Here is a 24,622-nt window from a genome sequence, read left to right on the forward strand (position 1 = left end):
CGGGGCGCACCTCCCGGCCGGCGAGCGGGCGCCGGCCGGCCCGCGACGACCCGCTCCCCGGTGACGGCGGCACCGTGCCGCGCGGGCTTCCGGCCGCCGCGGTTGCGCACGAGTGCGGCGCACACCCCGGCCGCGTCGAGCGTCGGGCCCGTCTTCACCATCGGTGCACCTGTGGCCCCTTGGCACGGAAGTGCGCAGCCGGGATGCTGAACTCCCTTGCCCCCCACAGCCGTTGGGCTGCGCCCGGACCAGGAGGAGGACGCAGTGTCGTCGAGCACGTCCCGTACGCACCGCAGGAGATGGCTGGCCGGCCTCGTCGGTGCGGTCGCGCTGGTCATCGCCTTTCCCGCCACCGCCTTCGCCGCACCGCCGCCCGCCCTGCCGGCCTCCGCCGACGAGTTGGAGCGGACGTTCCAGCCCGCCTACGACTACGACACCGACGGCTGCTACCCCACACCGGCGATCGGTCCGGACGGCGCCGTCAACGGCGGCCTCAAGCCGACCGGCGCCCTCAACGGCAACTGCCGCGACGCCTCCGACCTGGACAACACCAACGGCTACGCGCGTTCCGCGTGCAACAACGGCTGGTGCGCCGTCGTCTACGCCCTGTACTTCGAGAAGGACCAGGCGCTGCCGGGCACCAGCCTCGGCGGGCACCGCCACGACTGGGAACACGTCGTGGTGTGGGTGCGGGACGGCACGGTGCAGTACGTCTCGACGTCCCAGCACGGTTCGTTCTCGATCCACGCGCGTTCGGCGGTCCATTTCGACGGGACGCACCCGAAGATCGTGTACCACAAGGACGGCATCGGCACGCACTGCTTCCGCCTCGCGGGGGCGGGGGACGAACCACCGGAGAACCACAGGGGCAGTTGGCAGTACCCGGCACTGGTCGGCTGGAACGGCTACCCGGCCGGGCTGCGGGACAAGCTCGCCTCCCATGACTTCGGCAGCGCCAACTTCGGCCTCAAGGACGGGAGTTTCGCCTCCCACCTCGCCGCGGCCAAGCCGGCGGGCATCCCGTTCGACCCGAACGCCTGACCTCCCTCCGCACCGCGGGGTACGCGCGTGAACCGTAAGGGCCAACTCCCCCCGCGGGCCCGGGACTTCACCCCGGCCGGCCAGATCCGGCCGAACGCGCGCACGGGGGCCGGCCGCCACGCTCGGCACGTCGGCCGCCGCGCCCCCTGCCGCGTCGGGGCGCCCGCGCGACCATCGACGGCGCCCCGCACCGACAGCAGCTCAGGCGGTGCCCTCCTCCGCCTGCTCCTGCAGGAAGGCGCTCACCTGGTGCGCGAGGCTGTCCCGGCACGCGCCCACGGGGGCCCCGGCCGCACCCTCGTGCGCACCGGCCCGGCCCGTCCACACCCGGCGGCCGGTCCACTCCTCGTCCACCCGCAACTGCACCTGGACGTCGACCTGGCTCAGGGCCGCCTCGGGGCCGGCCGCGTAGAGCACGGCGGTGGCGCGGCGCAGCGGATAGACGTCGAATCCCTCGATGAACTGCGAGTTGCGCCAGTCGACGAATGCGCTCTCCCCGTCGGGGCCGACCCGTACGTCGATCTGGCCGTCCTCGAGATGAATTCCGACGGCCCTGTCGCCGCGGTTCTCGACGGTCACACGGACGCTGAAATACGCGAGCCCCTCGGCGGCGTCGTCCCGTCCGCGCGGCGGCTCGCCCGCCTCCAGGCGGTGGACGCGGACCCGCAGACCGGCATGCTCGTCGTACTCCTGCCAGTCCCCGACCACGTTCGGCTCGTACACAGTCCACCTCTCGACTTCCGTGGCTGCTTCCTATCTGTGGGTTCAGGGCACTGTCAAATGAGCGGAATGCGCCGTGGTCAGGCGGTTCGCCCGCATCTGATCGACGATCAAGCGCTGCGCTGGGGGAATCCCGGGGAACCCCCCGGGCGGGCCGCCCCGCCCACCGCGACGGCGTGCCGCACATCACGTCCGGCGCCGTGATCACCGGCCGCGCCGCACAAGCGGCCCGCTGTGCCGCCGGACGGCGCGGCGCGGCCGCCCACGCCAACCACGGGGAATTCACGGCGTGAATTCCCCTGGTTCCGGAACGTGTACTCCGCGAAATACCGGCCCCTCGAATTCAAGAAACCGTTTCACAGGGGTAACGTACGGGAAAGGAAATCTCAGTGCTTCGGACCGGAGGCACGTCCGTGGGAACCGGCTCGCCGGCCCCGGACCTTTTCGTGGTCCGAGTGAGCGCTTCCCACGGTGTCCGTCCACCCGGCACCCGCTCAGGGAGGTGCGCACATGCGTACCGGCAATCCCACGAAGCCGCACCCCCACGACGACGCCCCCCACACGGCCGAGGCCTTCGCACGCCTGGCCCGGCTGCCCGAAGGGCCCGAGCGCAGGGCACTGCGCGACGACCTGGTCCAGGCCTGGCTGCCCATGGCCGAACGGATCGCCGTGCGTTTCCGGGGGCGCGGCGAGGCTCTGGAGGATCTGTACCAGGTGGCGGCCCTCGGCCTGGTCAAGGCCGTCGACCACTACGACCCGGTGCGCGGCAACGCCTTCGAGGCGTACGCCGTGCCGACCATCACCGGGGAGATCAAGCGCCACTTCCGTGACCACATGTGGACCCTGCACGTCCCGCGCCGCGTGCAGGACCTGCGCAACCGCGTGCGGCACGCGGCCAGGGAGCTGGCGCAGACCACCGTGGGGCGGGCCCCCACGGTCCCCGAGATCGCCGCGTACGCCCGGCTGACGGAGAGCGAGGTGCGCACCGGCATGGAGGCGCTGGAGTGCTTCTCCGCGCTGTCGCTGGAGGCGGAGATGCCCGGCACGGACGGCTACGCCCTCGGGGACTCGGTCGGCGGACCGGACCCGGCGTTCGACACGGTCGTCGACCGGGTGACGGTCCGGCCCTTCCTCGAGGCGCTCCCGGAGCGGGAGCGGCTCATCCTCTACCTGCGGTTCTTCCGGGGGATGACGCAGAGCACCATCGCCGAGCACCTCGGCATCTCGCAGATGCACGTCTCCCGGCTGCTCAGCAGCTGTTTCGCCCAGCTGCGCGAGGAACTGCTGACCGAGGCCGGCTGACCGCGGGCGCGGCGCCGCCGGGCGGATCAGCGTTCCGGCGGCGCACCCGGGACCTGGGTGGGGCAGGACCGGTCCAGCACGTCCTCCAGCGCCGCCCGCACCTCGGCGGGCATGACACCGGTGCGTCCCCAGGCGAGGATCATCTCGGCGATGCTGCGGAGCTTGATGTTCGTGTGCTGGGACACCTCCTTCAGCACCGTCCACCCCTGGTCGGGTGAGACCCGTCCGATCGCGACGATCATGCCGATCGCCTGATCGACCACCGCGTGCGAGACGACCGCGTCCTTCAGCTGCTGTACCTCTTCCTCCAGCTGGAGGATCCGGTCCGAACCCCCGTCCGTGGGCATGGTCACCTCCCGGTCCGGTGTGCCGCTCCCGTACTGCCTTCACATGGTGCTTGAGTGCCTTCACCCAGTGTCCGGCTCCTCCATCGTCGCCACTCGTGCCGCCCTGTGCCACCGGGGCGGGCCGCGGGCGGTCCGGGGCGCCGTTTCGGCACCCCCGCCGGGGTACTCGACAGGCGCCCGCACCGGGGCACGGCGGACACTGGGGGCATTCCGGTGGCTGCCGGGCCCGACGAGATCAGGACGCTACTGCCATGAACCACGACATGCCCTCCCCCGCCGGCGCGACGGACGTCTTCTCCACGCACTCCGTGTTCGGGGCGCCCTGCTGGGTGAGCCTGACCAGCCACGACGTGCAGACGACCGAGGAGTTCTACGGAGCCGTGCTCGGCTGGCAGTGGCGGCCGGTCCGCCTCGGCGACCGGTTCCGGATCGCCCTGGCCAACGGCGCGCCGGTGGCGGGCATCGCGGGGATCGCCGGCATGGGGCAGATGGCGGCGGCGTGGACGCCGTACTTCGCCGTGCGCAGCGCCGACGAGACCGTGGCACGGGTGCAGGAGCGCGGCGGCACCCTGGCGGTCGGCCCGATCTCCCTGCCTCCCGGGCGCGGGGCGCTGCTGGCCGACCGGGACGGGGCGACCTTCGGCATCTGGGAGGGCGAGCTGTTCACCGACTGGCCCACCTGGCGCCGCACACGACCGGCGTTCGTCAGGCTGCACACCCGTGACGCGTTCGACGCCGCCATCTTCTACGGCCAGGTCTTCGACTGGGCGTCCGACAAACCCGGATGCTGCGAGGTCCAGTACGAGGGCGACGAGGTGGTGCTGCGCAGCGAGGGGGACCTGGTGGCGCGCATCGAGTCGGGGGCGGTGGAGTCGGCTCCCGACCCCCGGATCCGGCCGCACTGGCAGGTCCACTTCTCCGTGCAGGACGTGGCCGCCTGCGCCCGTGCGGCCGAGCGGCACGGCGGCAGCGTGCTGTCCCTCACCGACGACGAGGCCGTTCTGCGCGACAACGAGGGCGCCCGGTTCACCGTGACCTCGCGCCGCGAGCGCTGATCCGGGCAGGCGACGACGGCGCGCCGCCCCGGGTTTCCCGGGGCGGCGCGCCGGATGCCGGTCCACCGGCGGCGGGCCGGCCGTGGGGCCTGCCGCGGCCTGTCACCGCCGTGCCGTACGGGACGACCGGCGGGACGGGCGGGATGGACGGGATGGACGGGATGGACGGGATGGGCGGGATGGGCGGGACGGGCGGGACAAGAGTGCCAGGCTGCGCGGGCCCACGGTGAGGACCGTGCCGGCCTTGTGCTCGGACTCGTCGGGGACGCCCTCCGGATCGGCCGTGTCGATCAGTGCCGTCCAGCGCTCACCGTAGGCGGCGCCCGGCAGACGGAAGTCGACCGCCTCCCAGTGGCTGTTGAGCAGCAGCAGGAAGGAGTCGTCGACCACGGGCCGGCCGCGCGGATCGGGCTCGGCGATGGCGTCGCCGTTGAGGAAGACGCCGACCGAGTGGGCGTCGGAGCGCTGCCAGTCGTCGTCGGTCATCTCCTCCGCGTTCGGCAGCAGCCACACCAGGTCGGGCAGCGGCTGCTCCGCGTGGCGCACGGTCTCGCCGCGGAAGAAGTGGCGCCGGCGCAGCACGGGGTGGGCGAGGCGCAGCGCGATGAGGCGCCGGGTGAAGTCCAGCAGCTCGCGCTGTTCGCCGGTCAGCCGCCAGTCGATCCAGGAGGTCTCGTTGTCCTGGCAGTAGGCGTTGTTGTTGCCGTGCTGGGTGCGGCCCAGCTCGTCGCCGTGGGAGAGCATCGGGATGCCCTGCGACAGCAGCAGCGTGGCGAGGAAGTTGCGCTGCTGGCGGGCGCGCAGCTCGAGCACGGCCGGGTCGTCGGTGTCGCCCTCCGCGCCGCAGTTCCAGGACCGGTTGGTGCTCTCGCCGTCCCGGTTGCCCTCGCCGTTGGCCTCGTTGTGCTTGTCGTTGTACGAGACGAGGTCGCGCAGCGTGAAGCCGTCGTGCGCGGTGACGAAGTTGACGCTGGCGCGCGGCCGGCGCCTGTGGTGCGCGTACAGGTCGGAGGAGCCGGTCAGCCGGAACGCGAACTCGGCGAGGGTGTGCTCCTCGCCGCGCCAGAAGTCCCGTACGGCGTCCCGGTACTTGCCGTTCCACTCCGACCACAGCGGCGGGAAGTTGCCCACCTGGTAGCCGCCCTCGCCCACGTCCCACGGCTCGGCGATCAGCTTGACGCGGCTGATCACCGGATCCTGCTGGATGAGGTCGAAGAACGCCGACAGCCGGTCCACCTCGTGGAACTGCCGGGCCAGGGTGGCCGCGAGGTCGAAGCGGAAGCCGTCGACGTGCATCTCGGTGACCCAGTACCGCAGCGAGTCCATGATCAGCTGGAGCACGTACGGGTGACGCATCAGCAGGCTGTTCCCGGTGCCGGTGGTGTCGTAGTAGTGCGACCAGTCGCCGTCCACCAGGCGGTAGTACGAGCCGTTGTCGATCCCCCGGAAGGAGAGCGTGGGGCCCTTCTCGTTGCCCTCGGCGGTGTGGTTGTAGACGACGTCCAGGATCACCTCGAGCCCGGCCGCGTGCAGGGTCCTCACCATCTCCTTGAACTCGGTGACCTGCTGCCCCCGGGTGCCGCGGGCGGCGTAGGCGTTGTGCGGGGCGAAGAAGCCGATGGTGTTGTAGCCCCAGTAGTTGGCCAGGCCGCGGCCCTGCAGCACGCCGTCCTGGACGAACTGGTGCACCGGCATCAGCTCCACCGCGGTGACGCCCAGCGAGGTCAGGTGCTCGACGACCGCGGGGTGCGCGAGTCCGGCGTAGGTGCCGCGGAGTTCCTCGGGGACGTCGGGATGGGTGCGGGTCAGGCCCTTGACGTGGGCCTCGTAGATCACGGTGTCGGCGTAGGCGCGGCCGGGCCGGACGTCGTCGCCCCAGTCGAAGGCCGGGTCGGTCACCACACCGAGCATGGTGTGCCCGGCGCTGTCGGCCGGGTCGGGGCCGTCGGGGTCGCGCTCGTGGAGCGAGGGGTGGTTGTCGATCTGCCCGTCCACCGCCGTGGCGTAGGGGTCGAGGAGCAGTTTCGCCGGGTTGCAGCGGTGGCCGGCCGCCGGGTCCCACGGTCCGTGCACCCGGTAGCCGTAGCGCTGCCCGGGGCCGACGCCGGGGAGGTAGCCGTGCCAGACGAAGCCGTCGGCCTCGGCGAGCCGGACCGTGTCGTGGTGGCCGTCGTCGTCCACCAGGACCAGGTCGACGCGTTCGGCGACCTCGCTGAACAGTGCGAAGTTGGTGCCCTCCCCGTCGAAGGCCGCACCCAGCGGATAGGGGCGCCCGCTCCACACGGGCGCCCCTATCCGGTTCCGCGACCGGGTCACCGGGCCTCCTCCAGCACGCCGCTCGGTGTGCGGGCCAGGCCGGTCAGCTGGGTGACGGGCATCTCCCGGGGCACGTCCAGGCCCTCGCTCTCGCGCGGGTCGGGGCCGGTCGGCACCAGCGGGACGCGTTCGCCGGCGCGGGCGCGCCGTGAGAACCAGATGACCTTGCTGCCGGTCTCGGTGGCGCAGCAACCCCATCCGTCGCTGCTCGCCGCGATGTGCTGCAGGCAGCCCCGCAGCTCCTGGTCGGGACGCAGGGCCCGGTCGTTGTCCCCGACGGCGGTGATGAGGTGCTGGCCGTTCCACCACATCTCGATCGACGTGTTCTTGTCGGTGGCGTGCTCGTCGATGGCCCGCAGCAGCATCTCGGTGCCGCGGCAGACGGGCTCCCGCAGGTTCTCGAGGTCCCAGAACCTGAGGTGGGCGGCCAGTATGCGGCTGACCTGTTCCACTTTCTCCGGACTGACTTCCACGTCGAGGTGGTAGTAGCAGGGCACTGCGGTCTTCATGGTCGTCGGCTCCTCACCGCGAAGCTCCCGTTCCTCCCGCCCCTGCGGGACGGGCCCCGAACACGGAACGTGAGCGGGAATCGCTTCTGAGTCACCATCAGCGTGAGGGGGTTGGTCCATTCGTGCAACACGAGCGCACGCCTGAGGCGGGTGCGACGACATCTGAGCGCTTCACGGCCACCATGACTGGTTGAAAATCCAACAAGACGGTGGGTCATCACCCGTGCACCATGTGTGAAGACCTCGATCGCCGTTACGGGTCCGTGCCGCTGCGCGCACGGCTGCCGCCCGACCACCGGGACAACGCGCCCTCCATCGAGCCACGGAAAGGTGAACGGCGCCATGCTGCTACCCGCCAAAGCCGAAGTCGCCCGGCAGTTGCGTCGCTACCGGGCCTGGGAACGCGTGATGCTCGCCGCTCCGGCCGACCGCACGGTGCGGGCCACCTTCGAGGACTCCGGTTACACCCTCTGCGTGCTGATGGGCAAGCGCTGCGCCCGGGAGGCGGCGGACGCCGCCGAACGGTACCTGCGCACCACCCCCGTCACCCATCCGCAGGAACAGCACGACGGGCCCTGCCCGACCGTCGCGGTCAGACGGGGCCCGCCGACGACGCAGCGGCGCTCCCCGGCGGGAAGGTAAGGGCCTTCCCGCCGCATTTGGTCCCCACGCCCGGGCGCCGGCCCGGCGTCGAGCACGGCGGAGGTGCAGATCCATGAAGACGACCCGGGCCGTCGGCCGTATCCCGGTGCGGGACGTCCGGCCGTCCGTCGACTGCGGCAGACGGCCGGCGAAGGCCGTCGTGGGCGAGACGTTCGAGGTCACGGCCACCGTGTTCCGCGAGGGGCACGACGCGGTGGCCGCCAATGTCGTCCTGAGGGACCCCGAGGGACGCCCGGGGCCGTTCACGCCGATGCGGGAGCTGGCTCCGGGCACGGACCGGTGGGGGGCGGAGGTCACCGCCGGTGCGCCCGGGCTGTGGACGTACACCGTGGAGGGCTGGGGCGACCCGATCACCACCTGGCGCAGGACCGCCACGATCAAGGTTCCGGCGGGCATCGACACCGGTCTGGTCCTGGAGGAGGGCGCCGACCTGTACGAGCGGGCGGCGGCCGGGGTGCCGCAGGACGACGGGCAGGCCGTGGTCCTCGCCGCGGCACGGACCCTGCGCGACGGCTCCCTGCCCTGCGCCACCCGGTTGGCGGCGGCGTTGACGCCGCAGGTGGCGGCGGTGCTGGCGCGGTACCCGCTGCGGGAGCTGGTGACCGGCAGCGCGCCGCTGCCGCTGCTGGTGGAGCGCGAGCGGGCGCTGTACGGGGCCTGGTACGAGTTCTTCCCCCGCTCGGAGGGCACGCCCGAGCAGCCGCACGGCACCTTCCGCACCGCGGCCCGCCGGCTGGAGGCGATCGCCGCGATGGGCTTCGACGTGGTCTACCTGCCGCCGATCCACCCGATCGGCACCACCTTCCGCAAGGGCCCCAACAACTCCCTCACCGCCGGCCCGGACGACGTCGGGGTGCCGTGGGCGATCGGCTCGCCGGAGGGCGGGCACGACGCGGTGCACCCGCGGCTGGGCACCGAGGAGGACTTCGCCTGGTTCGTGCGGCGGGCCGCCGGGCTGGGGCTGGAGGTGGCGCTGGACTTCGCGCTGCAGTGCTCGCCGGACCACCCCTGGGTGCACAAGCACCCGCAGTGGTTCCACCACCGGCCCGACGGCTCCATCGCGTACGCGGAGAACCCGCCGAAGAAGTACCAGGACATCTACCCGATCGCGTTCGACGCCGACCTGGACGGGCTGGTGGCCGAGACGGTGCGGCTGCTGCGGCACTGGATGGCGGCGGGGGTGCGGATCTTCCGGGTGGACAACCCGCACACCAAGCCGGTGGTGTTCTGGGAGCGGGTGCTCGGGGAGGTCAACCGCGCCGACCCCGACGTCGTCTTCCTGGCGGAGGCGTTCACCCGGCCGGCGATGATGCACACCCTGGCGCAGATCGGCTTCCAGCAGTCCTACACCTACTTCACCTGGCGCACCACCAAGCGGGAGCTGACCGAGTACCTCACCGAGCTGGCCGGGGAGGCCGCCTGCTACATGCGGCCCAACCTGTTCGCCAACACCCCCGACATCCTGCCCGCCTACCTGCAGCACGGCGGCCGGCCGGCCTTCGAGGTCCGCGCGGTGCTGGCCGCCACCCTCGCGCCCGCCTGGGGCATCTACAGCGGCTACGAGCTGTGCGAGAACACCCCGCTGCGCGAGGGCGGCGAGGAGTACCTCGACTCGGAGAAGTACCAGCTGCGGCCCCGCGACTGGGAGGCCGCCGAGCGCGAGGGCCGCACCATCGCCCCGCTGATCACCCGCCTCAACACCATCCGGCGGGCACACCCCGCGCTCCACCGCCTCAGAAACCTCCGCTTCCACGGGGCCGACAACGACGCCGTCATCGCGTACAGCAAGCGCAGCGGCGACGACGTCGTGCTCGTGGTGGCCAACCTCGACCCCCACCACACCCAGGAGGCCACGGTCTCGTTGGACATGCCGCAACTCGGCCTGGACTGGCACGAGTCGGTGCCGGTGCGCGACGAGCTCACCGGCGAGACCTATCACTGGGGCAGGACCGCCTACGTGCGGCTGGAACCGGGGCGGGCTCCCGCCCACGTCCTGCACGTCCAGCGACCGCCCGCCGCACAGCGAAACGGAGGGCCAGGAACGTCATGACCGTGAACGAGCCAGTGCCGGACACCTTCGAGGACACTCCCGCCCGGGACCGGGACCCGGAGTGGTTCAAACGCGCCGTCTTCTACGAGGTGCTCGTCCGCTCCTTCCAGGACAGCAACGGCGACGGCATCGGTGACCTGAAGGGGCTGACCGCCAAACTGGACTACCTGCAGTGGCTGGGCGTCGACTGCCTGTGGCTGCCGCCCTTCTTCAGGTCGCCGCTGCGCGACGGCGGCTACGACGTCTCCGACTACACCGCCGTGCTCCCCGACTTCGGCGACCTCGCCGACTTCGTGGAGTTCGTCGACTCCGCGCACCAGCGCGGCATGCGCGTGATCATCGACTTCGTCATGAACCACACCAGCGACCAGCACCCCTGGTTCCAGGCGTCCCGCACGGACCCCGACGGCCCCTACGGCGACTTCTACGTGTGGGCCGACGACGACAAGGGCTATCAGGACGCCCGGATCATCTTCGTCGACACCGAGGCCTCCAACTGGACCTACGACCCGGTCAGGGGCCAGTACTTTTTCCACCGCTTCTTCTCCCACCAGCCGGACCTCAACTACGAGAACCCGCGCGTGCAGGAGGAGATCCTGGCGGCCCTGCGCTTCTGGCTGGACCTGGGCATCGACGGCTTCCGGCTCGACGCGGTGCCGTATCTGTACGCGGCCGAGGGCACCAACTGCGAGAACCTCCCCGCCACCCACGCCTTCCTCAAACGGGTCCGCAAGGAGATCGACGCCCAGTACCCCGACACCGTCCTGCTGGCGGAGGCCAACCAGTGGCCCGAGGACGTCGTCGACTACTTCGGCGACTACGCCGCCGGCGGCGACGAATGCCACATGGCCTTCCACTTCCCGGTCATGCCCCGCATCTTCATGGCCGTGCGGCGCGAGTCGCGCTACCCGGTCTCGGAGATCCTGGCCAAGACCCCGGCCATCCCGGCCGGCTGCCAGTGGGGCATCTTCCTGCGCAACCACGACGAGCTGACCCTGGAGATGGTCACCGACGAGGAACGCGACTACATGTGGGCGGAGTACGCCAAGGACCCCCGCATGCGCGCCAACATCGGCATCCGCCGCCGCCTGGCCCCCCTGCTGGACAACGACCGCAACCAGATCGAGCTGTTCACCGCCCTGCTGCTGTCCCTGCCCGGCTCCCCGGTCATGTACTACGGCGACGAGATCGGCATGGGCGACAACATCTGGCTCGGCGACCGCGACGCGGTCCGCACCCCGATGCAGTGGACCCCCGACCGCAACGCCGGCTTCTCCTCCTCCGACCCCGGCCGGCTCTTCCTGCCCACCATCATGGACCCGGTCTACGGCTACCAGGTCACCAACGTCGAGGCCGCCATGGCCTCGCCGTCCTCGCTGCTGCACTGGACCCGCCGCATGATCGAGATCCGCAAGCAGAACGTGGCCTTCGGCCTGGGCTCCTACACCGAACTGCCCTCCTCCAACCCCGCCGTCCTCGCCTTCCTGCGCGAGCACGAGGACGACCTGGTGCTCTGCGTCAACAACTTCTCCCGCTTCGCCCAGCCCACCGAACTCGACCTCGGCGCCTTCCGGGGACGCCACCCGGTCGAGCTCTTCGGCGGGGTGCGCTTCCCGGCCATCGGCGAACTGCCGTACCTGCTGACCCTCGGGGGCCACGGCTTCTACTGGTTCCGGCTCACCCGAGTCGCATCCCGCACCGGCCGACGACTGTGAGCGTGCGCCGGCGAGAGGAGGCGTCACCATGACGAAGACCGCATTCCTGCTCCCGCGGAGCGCACCCGCCGAGCACATGGGGTCACTCACCGGACTGCTGCGCGAGTGGCTGCCGCGGCAACGCTGGTTCGCCGGCAAGGACCGGCCCGTCACCGACCTCTGGGTGCTGTCGATGACGGAACTGTTCCCGCGCTGCCTGCACATGCTGGTCCACGCCGACCACGGGGGCGTGCCGGCCCCCGGCGGCACGCCCCCGGCCGGCGACTGCTACCAGCTCCTCCTCGGCGTCCGGGAGACCCCCTCGCCGCGTCTCGGCCGGGCGCTCATCGGCCAGGTGCAGGACGGGCGGCTGGCAGGGCGGACGGTCTACGACGCCCTCCACGATCCGCGCACGACCCAACTGCTCCTGGAGCGGCTGCGCCGCCCCGGCACGTCGGGCCCGCTGCGCTTCGAGTGCGACGCGTCCCAGCCGGTGCCCGCCGGACTGGTGCCGCGGCTGCTGGACACCGAGCAGTCCAACTCCTCCCTGGTGTACGGCGACGAGTACATCCTGAAGGTCTTCCGGCGCATCCAGCCCGGCGTCAACCCGGACCTGGAGGTGCCGGGCGCGCTGGCCGCCCAGGGCTGCCACCGCGTCCCCGCCCCGGTGGCCTGGTTCTGCACCACGCACCCCTTCCAGGCGACGCTGGGTGTGCTCCAGCCCTATCTGCGCGACGCCTCCGACGGCTGGGCGCTGGCCCTCGACGCGCTCGCCGCCGGTGACGACTTCACCGTGCAGGCGTACGCGCTGGGCCGGGCCACGGCGGACGTGCACCTGGCGCTGGCCTCGGCCTTCCCATTGGGCGTGCCCGGGGAGAACGGCCGGACGGCCGCGGCGATGACCGAGCGGCTGACGGCCGCGGCGCACTGCGTCCCCGCGCTCCAGCCGTTCGTGCCGGGTCTGCGCTCCGCCTTCGCCGCGCTGACCACCTGCGATCCCGGGCCGCCCGCCCAGCGCATCCACGGCGACCTGCACCTGGGCCAGGTGCTGCGGGCCGGGCGCGAGTGGTTCGTCATCGACTTCGAGGGCGAGCCGTCCCGGCCGCTCTCCGAACGGCGCAGCGCCCACTCCCCGGTGCGGGACATCGCCGGGATGCTGCGCTCCTTCGACTACGCCGCCCGCCAGCGCCGTCCCTGGCGCCCGGAGTGGGCGCGGCGCTGCCGGGAGGCCTACTGCGCGGGCTACGCGGCCCGCGCCGGCTGGGACCCGCGCAAGAAGCACGGCCTGCTCCGCGCCTACGAGACGGACCGGGCCGTGTACGAGGTGCTGTACGAGGCCCGGCACCGACCCGACTGGCTGCCCGTACCCATGGCGGCAATCGAGCGCCTCGCCGTGAGAGGAGACTGAAGCCGTGGCCCTGCATGACACCCCGCTCCCCGAGCCGGCCGGGCCCGTCCCGTCCGCCCCCGCGGCCCCCCGGACCGCACCCGCCCTCGATCCGGCCGACCGGGGACGCCTGCTGGCCGGCGCCCACCACGATCCGCACGCGCTGCTCGGCGCCCATCCGGTGCCCGGCGGGATCGCCGTCCGGGCGCTGCGGCCCTTCGCGCGCGAGGTGGGCGTGGTCGTCGACGGCGTGCGCACCCCGCTCGTCTCGGAGGGCGACGGCCTGTTCTCCGGCGTCCTGCCGCTGGACGCGATCCCCGCGTACACCCTGGCGGTGGCCTACGGCGAGGACGAGGCCGTCGAGACGCACGACCCGTACCGGTTCCTGCCCGCGCTGGGCGAGCTCGACCTGCACCTGATCGGCGAGGGCCGGCACGAGGAGCTGTGGACGGCCCTCGGCGCGCACCCCATGACGCACCAGGGCGTGACCGGTACCCGCTTCACGGTGTGGGCGCCGAACGCGCGGGGCGTGCGGCTCGCCGCGGACTTCACCCACTGGGACGGCACGGCGTTCCCGATGCGGTCGCTGGGCTCCTCCGGGGTGTGGGAGCTGTTCCTGCCGGGCGTCGGCGAGGGCACCCGGTACAAGTTCGAGATCCACTCCCGGTACGGCCACCGGTTCCTCAAGGCCGACCCGATGGCCCGCCGCACGGAGGAGCCGCCGAACACGGCGTCGGTCGTCACCTCCTCGCACTACGAGTGGGGCGACGCGCAGTGGCTGGAGCGCCGGGCCGAGGTGCCCGTGCACCAGGCGCCGTTCTCGGTGTACGAGGTGCACCTGCCGTCCTGGCGCCCGGGGCTGTCGTACCGCGAGCTCGCCGAGGTGCTGCCCGCGTACGTCAAGGACCTGGGCTTCACGCACGTGGAGCTGATGCCGGTCGCCGAGCACCCCTTCGGTCCGTCCTGGGGCTACCAGGTCACCGGCTTCTACGCGCCGACCGCCCGGCTCGGCACCCCCGACGACTTCCGGTACCTGGTCGACGCGCTGCACCGGGCCGGCATCGGCGTGATCATGGACTGGGTGCCGGCGCACTTCCCGAAGGACGACTGGGCGCTGGCCGAGTTCGACGGGGACCCGCTGTACGAGCCCGGTGACTCCCGGCGCGCGGAGCACCCCGACTGGGGCACGTACACCTTCGACTTCGCCCGCACCGAGGTGCGCAACTTCCTCGTCGCCAACGCCGTGTACTGGTGCCAGGAGTTCCACATCGACGGTCTGCGCGTGGACGCGGTCGCTTCCATGCTCTACCTGGACTACTCGCGCGAGGACGGCCAGTGGGAGCCCAACGTGCACGGCGGCCGGGAGGACCTGGCGGCGGTGGCGTTCCTGCAGGAGATGAACGCGACCGTCTACCGGCGCTGCCCCGGCGTGGTGACCATCGCGGAGGAGTCCACGGCCTGGGGCGGGGTGACCCGCCCCACCGACACCGGCGGGCTCGGGTTCGGCCTGAAGTGGAACATGGGCTGGATGCACGACTCGCTGGAGTACGTCTCCCACGAGCCGGTCCACCGCAAGTACCACCACCACGAGATGACCTTCGCGATGGTGTACGCCTACAGCGAGAACTACGTGCTGCCCATCTCGCACGACGAGGTGGTGCACGGCAAGCAGGCGCTGGTGTCCAAGATGCCCGGCGACTGGTGGCAGCGGCGCGCGAACGTCCGTGCCTACCTCGGCTTCATGTGGGCCCACCCCGGTAAACAACTGCTGTTCATGGGGCAGGAGTTCGCCCAGGGGGCCGAGTGGTCCGAGAAACAGGGCCCGGAGTGGTGGCTGCTCGACGACGGGTACCACTCCGCGGGTGACCACCGCGGAGTGCGGGACCTGGTGCGCGACCTCAACGCGCGCTACCGGGCGACCCCGGCGCTGTGGCAGCGCGACACCGACCCGTCCGGCTTCCGCTGGGTCGCGGTGGACGCCGCCGACGACAACGTCTTCGCGTTCCTGCGGTACGACGCCGAGGGCCGGCCGCTGCTGGCGGTGTCGAACTTCTCCCCCGTGCTCCGGCACGACTACCGGCTCGGCGTCGGCGACGACGTGATCGCCTGGCAGGAGGTGCTGAACACCGATGCCGTCCGCTACGGCGGCGGGGACGTCGTGAACCCGGATCCGGTCAAGCCCGAGGACGGCTGCGTCCGGCTCACACTGCCCCCGCTCGCGACGGTGTGGCTGGTGCCGACCGCTCCGTGAGGCCCGACGGCGCCGCCAGGTGTCCGACGCCCCGAGCGGGGCATTCGGGGTCGTACGACCGAGGAGGTCTCGGCGTCGTCACGGCATCACGGAAAGGCGGCAGCAGTGCGCACCGTCGGAGTGGAGGAGGAGCTCCTCCTGGTCGATCCGGAGACGGGTGAACCGCGGGCGATGTCCGCGGCGGTGCTCGCCCGGGCCGAGCGGGACGGCGCGGAGCGGGACGTCTTCGAGAAGGAACTGCACGAGCAGATGCTGGAGTTCGCCACGCATCCGCAGTCCTCGATGGAGAGCCTGCACGCGGAGATCGTCCGCTGTCGCAAGGAGGCCGCCGGGCACGCCGGGGAGATCGGCTGCACGGTCGCCGCGCTCGCCACCTCGCCGCTGCCGGTCAGCCCCTCCGTCGGCGTCAACCGGCGGTACCAGTGGATGGAGGAGCAGTACGGCATCGCCACCCGGGAGCAGCTCGTCATGGGCTGCCACGTCCATGTGTCCGTCGAGTCCGACGAGGAGGGGGTCGGCGTCGTGGACCGGCTGCGGCCCTGGCTGCCGGTGCTGACGGCGCTCAGCGCGAACTCGCCGTTCTGGCAGGGCACGGACTCGGGGTACAGCAGCTACCGCAGCCGGGTCTGGCAGCGCTGGCCGTCGGCCGGCCCGACGGAGGTCTTCGGCTCGGCCGCGCGGTACCACCGGCGGGTCGCCGACATGGTGGCCACCGGCGCCATCCTGGACGAGGGGATGGTCTACTTCGACGCGCGGCTGTCCCAGCGGTACCCCACGGTGGAGATCCGGGTCTCCGACGTCTGTCTGCACGCGGAGACCGCGAGCCTGATCGCCACGCTCGCCCGCGGGCTCGTGGAGACCGCCGCACGCGAGTGGAAGGCCGGCCGGGAGCCTCTCGACCCCGGTGTCAGCCTGCTCCGGCTGGCCGCCTGGCAGGCGGCCCGGTCAGGACTGACGGGCGAGCTGCTGCACCCGGAGAGCATGCGCCGCATGTCCGCCGAGGCGGTCGTGCGGGCCCTGCTCGACCACGTCACCGAGGCGCTGGAGGAGCTCGGGGACCTCGAGCGGGCCCGGGAGGGCTGCGCCGGGCTGCTGCGCGGCGGCAACGGGGCGCGGGTGCAGCGCGAACTGCTGGAGCGCACCGGAAGCCTGCGGGACGTCGTCACGGAGTGCATACGGCACACCCAGACGTGAGGCACCCGCGGGCGGCCCGGTCCGGACAGGGTCCCGAGGACCCGCCGGCCGGGCCCCCGGCGGGTCCTCAGAGGATGAGCACGAGGGCGTAGGCGAGGAAGAAGGCCGCGACCAGCACCACGAGGATGAGGATCACGGTCATGGGGCCCTTGGCCCAGCCCCTGGCATGGCTCTCCGCCTGGTAGGGGCCGGCCTCGGGCATGCTGCTCTCCGCGGGCGGGGTCTCGCCCGGGGGGACGCCGCCGCCCGGTTCGAGACCGGTGGTGCGTTCCGGTTCGGGATCTGGATTGACGTAGCTCATGCCGTCCGGGTCCCCCGATACCGCCGAGATCATCAGTGTGGGAACAGTTGTCGTGATCCCGGCCCCCGGATGCTCCGGCTCGGCTACATTCAGGCACCGCCGATGACCGTGCCCGTCGGCCGAGTCACACCCCGTACACGTCAGGAGCAGTGCATGCGCGACCACGCTCTCGCTCCCCCCTCCGTCTCGCCCCTGACCGGCGGTCTCGCCGACAGCCTGTTCGAGACGGCGGCCCAGGACCCCACCTTGCCGATGCTCGCCCACCGCACGTCGCCGACCTCCTCCACCTGGGAGGAGATCACCGCCGTGGAGTTCCGCGACGCGGTCGTCGACCTGGCCAAGGGTCTGATCGCGTCGGGGATCTCCCCCGGCCGGCGGGTGGCGATCATGGCCCGCACCCGGTACGAGTGGACCCTCCTGTGCCACGCGTTGTGGACCGTGGGCGCCGAGGTCGTCCCGATCTATCCGACCTCCTCGCGCGACCAGGTGGAGTGGATCCTCAGGGACTCCGGCTGCGTGGCCGTGCTGGTCGAGGACGAGCAGGGCGTGATGACCGTCGGGTCCGTGTGCGCCTCGCTGCCGCTGCTGCGGCACGTCTGGCAGCTGGACGCGGGCGCGCTGGACCAGTTGGTGGCGCGCGGCGAGTACATTCCGCTGGCCACGGTCGACTCGATGCGCCGCATCGTGCTGCCGGACTCCACGGCCGCCATCGCCTACACCTCCGGCACCTCGGGCCGTGCCCTGGGCTGCGCCCTGAGCCACCGCAATCTGGCTTTTCCCTGCGACACCCTGCTGGCGGGCTGGGGGCACACGGCGGCACCGCCCGGGGAGCAGGGCGCCGTCCTCGCCTTCCTCCCCTTCTCCCATGTCTACGGCCTGATGATCCAGGGGCTGTGCGTGCGCGGCGGCCTGCTGATGGGACACGAACCCGACATCGGCGGGGAGGCCCTGGCCTCGGCCCTGCGCACCTTCCGGCCCACCTATCTGTACGCCGTCCCGTCGCTGCTGGAGAAGATCTACAAGAACTTCCTGCGCACGGCGCAGCAGTCGGGCCGCGGCGCCCTGTTCGAGCGGGCCGCCGACACGGCGCGGGACTTCGCCGCCGCGCTGGAGCGCCAGCGGCTGGGCCGCGGCCCCGGACCGGGCCTCGACCTGCGGCTGCAGCACGCCCTGTACGAGCGCACGGTCTACCGCAGGCTGCGGGAGGCGCTGGGCGGCCGGGTCCGCCGGGCCACCTCCGGCGGCTCGCCGCTCAACCGCGACCTCTCCCTCTTCTACGAGGGGATCGGCATCTACGTCCACGACGGCTACGGACTCACCGAGACCGGCGGCGGGGTGACGATGCAGCCGTTCGGCCGGGAGAAGTCCGGGACCGTCGGGCAGGCGCTGCCGGGCACCGGGATCCGGGTGGCAGACGACGGGGAGATCCTGGTGCGCGGGCCGTCGGTGTTCCAGGGGTACGTGGGCGACGAGAGCGCGACCCGGGCCGCGCTGCGCGGCGGCTGGCTGGCCACCGGCGACCTCGGCCGGCTGGACACCGAGGGCTACCTCACGATCACCGGCCGCAAGAAGGACGTCATCATCACCAGCAGCGGCAAGAGCGTGGCGCCGGCGGCGCTGGAACAGCGGCTGCGGATGCACCCGTTGGTCCACCAGGCCGTCGTGGTGGGCGACAACCGGCCCTGCGTGGGTGCCCTGATCACGCTGGACCCGGAGTTCCTGGTCCACTGGCGGGCGGCCCTGTCCCTGCCGGGCGACGCGCCCACCCGGGAGGCCCGGGAGGAGAACGCGCTGCGCGAGGAGGTCGCGCGGGCGGTCGCCGCGGCCAACAGCAGTGTGTCGCGCTCGGAATCGATCCGGGTCTTCCGGGTGCTGCCGGAACCCTTCGACGTGGCCAACGGCTTGCTCACGCCGTCGATGAAGCTGCGCCGGGACGAGATAGTGCGGCACTACGCGCTGGAGATCGACGCGATGTACCAGTCGCGGTCGCGGCCGCGGCCGCGGCGGACCGAGGTCCACGAGGAGGTGTCGGGCTGGGACGACTCGGACAACGTGTTCCGCTGACCGCCCGACGTGAAGGGGGGTGCCCGCCGGTGGACGACCGGCGGGCACCCCCCTTTCATGTGTTTCACGTGTTTCACGTGTCCCGCGTGCCCGGGGACCGGCGACGCGCGGCCGTACGACGCGCCCGTCCCGTTCTCTGCTCCGGGGCGCGGCGCCGCGCCCCGGCCCGGGCGGGGGCGCGGCTGCGGGTGACGTGTTTGTCACCGACCGCTCACGGGCATGCGGGCGCGTAGGCTCCGCCGGGGCGGGAACCCACAGACGGGAGACGGAAACGGACGACCGCCCCGCGACGTCGGGGCTTGGAAGGCAAGATGGCAACCGAGCCGCATTGGGACAGGACACTGGCTGCCGAGGAGATCACGAGCCGCGTCGCCAGCTTCCCCGGGGAGCTGCACGACGTCACGGACGCACGCCTGGTCGCGGAGGAGTTCCTCTTCGACCTGGCCCGCGTGTCGACGCCGTCGGCTCCGGAACACTGGGACGACATACTCCTGGTCGTCACGGAACTGGCCGCCAACGCGGTCCAGTACGCGCCGGGGCCCTTCCAGCTGCGCCTGCGCAGGACGTTCGACGGTGTGCACGTGGTGATGCGCGACACGAGCACCACCGAGCCGGCCCCGCGGCCCTTCCACCCGAACCGCGGCGGGGGCGGCATCGGCTGGCACCTGATCCACACGTTGTGCGATCAGGTCAGCGTCGTCAGCGACGACCGCGGCAAGGACATCCACGTCTTCCTGCCCTGGTGACCCCGTCGGCGACGCGCGCCACCACGGCCGCGCGCCGCCGCTCCCGGCCCGGCGCTCACCCCGTCGGGGTCTCGCGGGGCGGCAGACGGTGATAGTAATCACCGACCCTGCCGAGGTACTCGGGATCCATGGTCTCGCTGTCGGTCCGGAACCGGGGTGCGGCCTTCACCTCGGTCCTGCTGCACGACACCGTTATGCGGCGCTCCCCCGGGTCGATGTTCGCGACGACGCCGACCGGCACGAGGACGCTGCGGCCGAAGACCCAGACGCCGGTGTCGACGACGAGGTGCCGCATGCCGTGGTGGTCGGCCTGCCGGTCCACATGGCCGATGGTGCCGTCGTGCGCGACGACGGTGTACCCCGTCAGGTCCCGCCCCTGAACGCTGGTCAGGTCCGGCGCGTACGACCAGATGCTGTCGATGGGCACGCTGCTCCTTGCCTCCCCGATGAGAACGGCTCCCTGAGCGGGCGGCGGACCTCGCGGACCGCCGCCCGGCCTCACAGCAGCAAATACCCGTCAGGCGCGGGCGCATTCGGAGGGCGCGGACCCAAAACCGCACGCCGGCGCTCCCGCGCCACCGCTTCCCTCCCCCGGATCGGGCGCCTCCCGTGCGGCGGGCCGCCCCCTCCCCGCCGGGACCGGCCGGAACTCCCGGCCGAAACCGCCTTGGGTACCCCGGTTGAACCGGGGTATGCACGATTCCTGCGACTTTCACCGACCGGGTCCCGAGGTCGTTCGCCGCGCTTTGTTACCGGCCCGGAACCTGGGTTAGCCTGCGGCGTATTTCTCATCAAGCAGATCCGTGAACAGCGGAAACGCAGCACTTACGGGACGGGCCGGAGACGGCTCGGAGGGGTTTCGAGTTCTCGGTGCCGAGAGCTCCTGGGGAGCGGAACGAGGGTGCGCATGACCGGCAAGAACGCCGAGGGAACCGACGCGGTGCCCCGGGACCAGGAGCTGAAGCAGCTCCTGGCGGGGCTGACGGCCGTGAGGGACGGGGACTTCGGCACCCGGCTGCCGGACGACGCGGACGGCCTCATGGGGGACATCGCCAAGGTCTTCAACGGCATGGTGGACCAGCTCTCGGTGTTCACCTCCGAGGTGACGCGCGTCGCCCGCGAGGTCGGCACCGAAGGGGCCCTGGGCGGGCAGGCCGAGGTTCCCGGGGTCTCGGGCACCTGGGCCGACCTGACGGACTCGGTGAACGCCATGGCGGGCAACCTCACCGCGCAGGTCCGCAACGTCGCCCAGGTGACGACGGCCGTCGCCAAGGGCGACCTGTCGCAGAAGATCACCGTCGACGCCCGCGGCGAGATCCTCGAACTCAAGAACACCATCAACACGATGGTCGACCAGCTCTCCGCCTTCGCCGACGAGGTCACCCGCGTCGCCCGCGAGGTCGGCACCGAAGGACGCCTCGGCGGACAGGCCGACGTGCAGGGCGTGAAGGGGACCTGGCGCGACCTCACCGACTCGGTGAACTTCATGGCGGGCAATCTGACCGGCCAGGTCCGCAACATCGCGCTGGTGGCGACGGCCGTCGCCAAGGGCGACCTGTCGCAGAAGATCACCGTCGACGCCCGCGGTGAGATCCTCGAACTCAAGAACACCATCAACACGATGGTCGACCAGCTCTCCGCCTTCGCCGACGAGGTCACCCGCGTCGCCCGCGAGGTCGGCACCGAGGGACGCCTCGGCGGACAGGCCCAGGTGCGGGGCGTCTCGGGCACCTGGAAGGACCTCACCGACAACGTCAACGTGATGGCGTCCAACCTGACCGGTCAGGTCCGCTCCATCGCCCAGGTCGCCTCCGCCGTGGGCCGGGGCGACCTGTCGCAGCGGATCAGGGTCGAGGCCGCGGGCGAGGTCGCCGCGCTGGCCGACGTCATCAACACCATGGTCGACACGCTGTCCGCCTTCGCCGACGAGGTCACCCGCGTCGCCCGCGAGGTCGGCACCGAAGGACGCCTCGGCGGACAGGCGCGCGTGCCGAACGTCGCCGGCACCTGGAAGGACCTCACCGACAACGTCAATTCCATGGCCAACAACCTCACCGGTCAGGTGCGCAACATCGCGCTGGTGACGACCGCGGTGGCCCGGGGCGACCTGTCGAAGAAGATCGACGTCGACGCGCGCGGCGAGATCCTGGAGCTGAAGACGACCATCAACACGATGGTCGACCAGCTCTCCGCCTTCGCCGACGAGGTCACCCGCGTCGCCCGCGAGGTCGGCACCGAGGGACGCCTCGGCGGACAGGCCGAGGTGGAGGGGGTCTCGGGCACCTGGAAGCGGCTGACGGAGAACGTCAACGAACTGGCCGGGAACCTCACCCGGCAGGTGCGGGCGATCGCCGAGGTCGCGAGCGCCGTCGCCGAGGGCGATCTGACGCGTTCGATCACCGTGGAGGCCTCCGGTGAGGTCGCCGAGCTCAAGGACAACATCAACTCGATGGTGGAGTCCCTGCGCGAGACCACCCGGGCCAACCAGGAGCAGGACTGGCTCAAGAGCAACCTGGCCCGGATCTCCGGTCTGATGCAGGGACACCGCGACCTGCCCGTGGTCGCCGAACTGATCATGGACGAGCTGGTGCCGCTGGTGTCGGCCCAGTACGGCGCCTTCTACCTCGCGGAGGACGGCGACGGCGGCCCCGAGCTGCGGCTCGTCGGCTCCTACGGCTACCCCGACGACGACGCCCGGCCCACCCGGATCCCCTTCGGCCGCACCCTGGTCGGCCAGGCCGCCCGCAGCCGCCGCACCATCACGGTGGACGAGCTGCCGCCGGACTACGTGACCATCTCCTCCGGGCTCGGCCGGGTGGTGCCGACCGCGCTGGTGCTGCTGCCCATCGTGGTCGAGGGCCAGGTCCTCGGCGTCATCGAACTGGCGTCGGTGACCCCGTTCACCCAGATCCACCAGGACTTCCTGGCCCAGCTGATGGAGACCGTCGGCGTCAACGTCAGCACCATCGTGGCCAACGCCCGCACCGACGAGCTGCTGGTCGAGTCGCAGCGGCTGACCGCCGAACTCCAGCAGCGCTCGGCGGAGCTGCAGACGCAGCAGGAGGAACTCCAGCACTCCAACGCCGAGCTGGAGGAGAAGGCCGCGCTGCTGGCGACGCAGAACCGGGACATCGAGGCGAAGAACCTCCAGATCGAACAGGCCCGGCAGGAGCTCGAGGCACGGGCCCAGCAGCTGTCGCTGGCCTCGAAGTACAAGTCGGAGTTCCTGGCGAACATGAGCCACGAGCTGCGCACCCCGCTGAACAGCCTGCTGATCCTGGCCCAGTTGCTCGCCCAGAACCCCTCGCGCAACCTCAGCCCGAAGCAGGTCGAGTACGCGCAGATCATCCACTCCGCCGGTTCGGACCTGCTGCAGCTGATCAACGACATCCTCGACCTGTCCAAGGTCGAGGCCGGGAAGATGGACGTCAGCCCCGAGCTGGTGACGCTGCGCCAGCTCATCGAGTACGTCGAGGCCACCTTCCGGCCCATGACGATGCAGAAGAACCTGGACTTCACCGTGACGACGGCCCCGGGCGCGCCGGCCGACCTGCTCACCGACGACTCCCGGCTGCGGCAGGTGCTGCGCAACCTGCTGTCCAACGCGGTCAAGTTCACCGAGCGGGGCGGGGTGGAGCTGCGGATCGAGCCCGCGGCGGACGACGAGGTGCCCGGCTCCGTGGTGCGGGGCGGCTCCGTGGTGGCCTTCCGGGTGAAGGACACCGGCATCGGCATTCCGGAGCAGCACCTGGAGTCGATCTTCGGCGCCTTCCAGCAGGCCGACGGCACGACCAGCCGCAAGTACGGGGGCACGGGGCTCGGTCTGTCCATCACCCGGGAGATCGCGCACCTGCTCGGCGGAGCGGTCACGGTGGACAGCGTCGCGGGCCAGGGCAGCACGTTCACGCTGTTCCTGCCCGTGACCCGGCCGGACTTCGAGACGCTGCTGCGGCCCGCCGCGGACCGGGGCCCGGCCGCGGCCGCCCCGGACGCACCGTCCCGGCAGCGGCCGGCGATCGAGGCGGGGACCGGATCGGGCCGGCGCCCCCGGCGACTGCTCGTCGTGGAGGAGCGTCCCCGGGGCCTGCTGACCCTGGTCGCGGAGAGCGTCGTCCAGGACGTCACGCACGGCCGGGGCGACGGCACCTCGCGGCCCTCGGTCGACATCATCACCACCGTCGGCGCCCAGGAGGCCGCCGGGGCGCTGGCCGCCGAGCCGTGCCACTGCGTGGTGCTGGAGCTCGGCATGGCCGAGGAGGAGGTCACCCGCTTCCTGGAGGCGCTGCGGGGCGACTCCGCCCTGGCGAGCGTGCCGGTGCTGGTGCACAGCGGCCACCGGGCCGACGCGGCGGTGGAGGAGGCCCTGCGGGCCCGTACCGAGGGCACGGCGCTGGAGTTCCTGTCCAGCCTCGACGAGCTGCGCGAGCGCATCGCCCTGCACCTCTCCGCCGAGGAACCCGGCGACGTGCTGTCCCTGGTGCGCCCGGACGAGACGCAGCGGCCGGCTCCGCAGACCGTCGTGGACGGCTCGTTCTCCGGCCGCACGATCCTGGTCGTGGACGACGACGCGCGCAACCTCTTCGCGCTCAGCGGGATCCTGGAACTGCACGGGTTCCGGGTGCTGCACGCGGAGAACGGCCGCAAGGGCATCGACCAGCTCGTGAACAACCCGGACGTGGCACTCGTGCTGATGGACGTGATGATGCCCGAGCTGGACGGCTACGCCGCCACCGCCGAGATCCGCTCCATGCCGCGGTACGCCGAGCTGCCCATCATCGCGGTCACCGCGAAGGCGATGCCCGGGGACCGGGAGAAGAGCCTCGCCTCGGGGGCCAGCGACTACGTCACCAAGCCGGTCGACACCCAGGACCTGATCGCCTGCGTCCGGCGCTGGCTGCCCGCATGAGCCGCGCGCCGACCGCGTGCCGCGTCCCGCCCACCGGCGGGACGGGCACCCCACCGCGCCGCCCCTTCCGCGCCCC

At 71.9% G+C, this 24,622-nt stretch carries 18 protein-coding genes; 12 read left to right on the forward strand and 6 right to left on the reverse strand.

Translation table 11 applies throughout. The features are described 5' to 3' along the window. Nucleotides 1-264 precede the first annotated feature (264 nt). Nucleotides 265-1,041 (forward strand): NPP1 family protein, encoded by a 777-nt coding sequence (locus CP969_RS05325; RefSeq protein ID WP_016827571.1) that lies wholly within the window; start codon nt 265-267, stop codon nt 1,039-1,041. Nucleotides 1,042-1,242: 201 nt separating this feature from the next. On the opposite strand, the gene CP969_RS05330 is transcribed toward CP969_RS05325, so the two are convergent. Continuing rightward, on the reverse strand, nt 1,243-1,764 hold the full coding sequence (locus CP969_RS05330) for a hypothetical protein (protein ID WP_004992013.1): 522 nt from the start codon (nt 1,762-1,764) through the stop codon (nt 1,243-1,245). Between the two features lie 507 nt (nt 1,765-2,271). Here CP969_RS05330 and CP969_RS05335 point away from each other — a divergent pair. Further along, nucleotides 2,272-3,063 (forward strand): RNA polymerase sigma factor SigF, encoded by a 792-nt coding sequence (locus CP969_RS05335; protein WP_004992012.1) that lies wholly within the window; start codon nt 2,272-2,274, stop codon nt 3,061-3,063. Nucleotides 3,064-3,089: 26 nt separating this feature from the next. On the opposite strand, the gene CP969_RS05340 is transcribed toward CP969_RS05335, so the two are convergent. Next, entirely contained in the window at nt 3,090-3,410 is a 321-nt protein-coding gene (locus tag CP969_RS05340) for an ANTAR domain-containing protein (RefSeq protein WP_435532545.1), read from the reverse strand. A 251-nt stretch (nt 3,411-3,661) separates the two neighbouring features. On the opposite strand from CP969_RS05340, the gene CP969_RS05345 reads away from it, so the two are divergent. Then, on the forward strand, nt 3,662-4,465 hold the full coding sequence (locus CP969_RS05345; protein WP_004992007.1) for a VOC family protein: 804 nt from the start codon (nt 3,662-3,664) through the stop codon (nt 4,463-4,465). Between the two features lie 102 nt (nt 4,466-4,567). Here CP969_RS05345 and glgX read toward each other — a convergent pair whose 3' ends face one another. Together glgX and CP969_RS05355 are read right to left on the reverse strand one after the other, a co-directional pair. Then, nucleotides 4,568-6,781 carry a glycogen debranching protein GlgX gene (glgX, locus tag CP969_RS05350; RefSeq protein WP_078495457.1) on the reverse strand — a complete coding sequence of 738 codons (2,214 nt, stop codon included), beginning with the start codon at nt 6,779-6,781 and terminating at the stop codon, nt 4,568-4,570. Then, nucleotides 6,778-7,290: a hypothetical protein gene (locus tag CP969_RS05355; RefSeq protein ID WP_016827569.1), complete on the reverse strand. Its 513-nt coding sequence runs from the start codon at nt 7,288-7,290 to the stop codon at nt 6,778-6,780. The genes glgX and CP969_RS05355 overlap by 4 nt, the downstream gene beginning before the upstream one ends. A gap of 342 nt (nt 7,291-7,632) precedes the next feature. Here CP969_RS05355 and CP969_RS05360 point away from each other — a divergent pair, with 342 nt between their 5' ends. From CP969_RS05360 to CP969_RS05385, 6 genes are all read left to right on the forward strand, one after another. After that, nucleotides 7,633-7,932: a DUF5133 domain-containing protein gene (locus CP969_RS05360; protein WP_026085401.1), complete on the forward strand. Its 300-nt coding sequence runs from the start codon at nt 7,633-7,635 to the stop codon at nt 7,930-7,932. A gap of 73 nt (nt 7,933-8,005) precedes the next feature. Then, nucleotides 8,006-10,003, forward strand: a complete 1,998-nt coding sequence (locus tag CP969_RS05365) for an alpha-1,4-glucan--maltose-1-phosphate maltosyltransferase (RefSeq protein ID WP_016827567.1) — start codon at nt 8,006-8,008, stop codon at nt 10,001-10,003. Then, nucleotides 10,000-11,718 carry a maltose alpha-D-glucosyltransferase gene (gene treS, locus CP969_RS05370; RefSeq protein ID WP_016827566.1) on the forward strand — a complete coding sequence of 573 codons (1,719 nt, stop codon included), beginning with the start codon at nt 10,000-10,002 and terminating at the stop codon, nt 11,716-11,718. Before CP969_RS05365 ends, treS begins: the two co-directional genes overlap by 4 nt. 28 nt (nt 11,719-11,746) lie before the next feature. Further along, nucleotides 11,747-13,105 carry a maltokinase N-terminal cap-like domain-containing protein gene (locus CP969_RS05375; RefSeq protein WP_016827565.1) on the forward strand — a complete coding sequence of 453 codons (1,359 nt, stop codon included), beginning with the start codon at nt 11,747-11,749 and terminating at the stop codon, nt 13,103-13,105. Between the two features lie 4 nt (nt 13,106-13,109). Further along, nucleotides 13,110-15,335, forward strand: coding sequence for a 1,4-alpha-glucan branching enzyme (glgB, locus tag CP969_RS05380; RefSeq protein ID WP_016827564.1), 2,226 nt, complete (start codon nt 13,110-13,112; stop codon nt 15,333-15,335). A gap of 105 nt (nt 15,336-15,440) precedes the next feature. Beyond that, nucleotides 15,441-16,529, forward strand: a complete 1,089-nt coding sequence (locus CP969_RS05385) for a glutamate--cysteine ligase 2 (RefSeq protein WP_016827563.1) — start codon at nt 15,441-15,443, stop codon at nt 16,527-16,529. A 67-nt stretch (nt 16,530-16,596) separates the two neighbouring features. Here CP969_RS05385 and CP969_RS05390 read toward each other — a convergent pair whose 3' ends face one another. Then, nucleotides 16,597-16,830 carry a DUF6480 family protein gene (locus CP969_RS05390; protein WP_026085400.1) on the reverse strand — a complete coding sequence of 78 codons (234 nt, stop codon included), beginning with the start codon at nt 16,828-16,830 and terminating at the stop codon, nt 16,597-16,599. A 153-nt stretch (nt 16,831-16,983) separates the two neighbouring features. On the opposite strand from CP969_RS05390, the gene CP969_RS05395 reads away from it, so the two are divergent. Continuing rightward, complete coding sequence (locus tag CP969_RS05395) at nt 16,984-18,894, forward strand: AMP-dependent synthetase/ligase (protein ID WP_016827561.1); 1,911 nt, start codon at nt 16,984-16,986, stop codon at nt 18,892-18,894. A gap of 311 nt (nt 18,895-19,205) precedes the next feature. After that, complete coding sequence (locus CP969_RS05400) at nt 19,206-19,640, forward strand: ATP-binding protein (RefSeq protein WP_004991989.1); 435 nt, start codon at nt 19,206-19,208, stop codon at nt 19,638-19,640. Nucleotides 19,641-19,695: 55 nt separating this feature from the next. On the opposite strand, the gene CP969_RS05405 is transcribed toward CP969_RS05400, so the two are convergent. After that, on the reverse strand, nt 19,696-20,067 hold the full coding sequence (locus tag CP969_RS05405; protein ID WP_016827559.1) for a PRC-barrel domain-containing protein: 372 nt from the start codon (nt 20,065-20,067) through the stop codon (nt 19,696-19,698). 480 nt (nt 20,068-20,547) lie between these two features. Between CP969_RS05405 and CP969_RS05410 the strand changes: the two genes are divergently transcribed. Next, complete coding sequence (locus tag CP969_RS05410) at nt 20,548-24,546, forward strand: HAMP domain-containing protein (RefSeq protein WP_016827558.1); 3,999 nt, start codon at nt 20,548-20,550, stop codon at nt 24,544-24,546. The last annotated feature ends 76 nt before the right edge of the window (nt 24,547-24,622 follow it).

Source organism: Streptomyces viridosporus T7A (assembly GCF_008704515.1).
Classification (GTDB): domain Bacteria; phylum Actinomycetota; class Actinomycetes; order Streptomycetales; family Streptomycetaceae; genus Streptomyces; species Streptomyces viridosporus.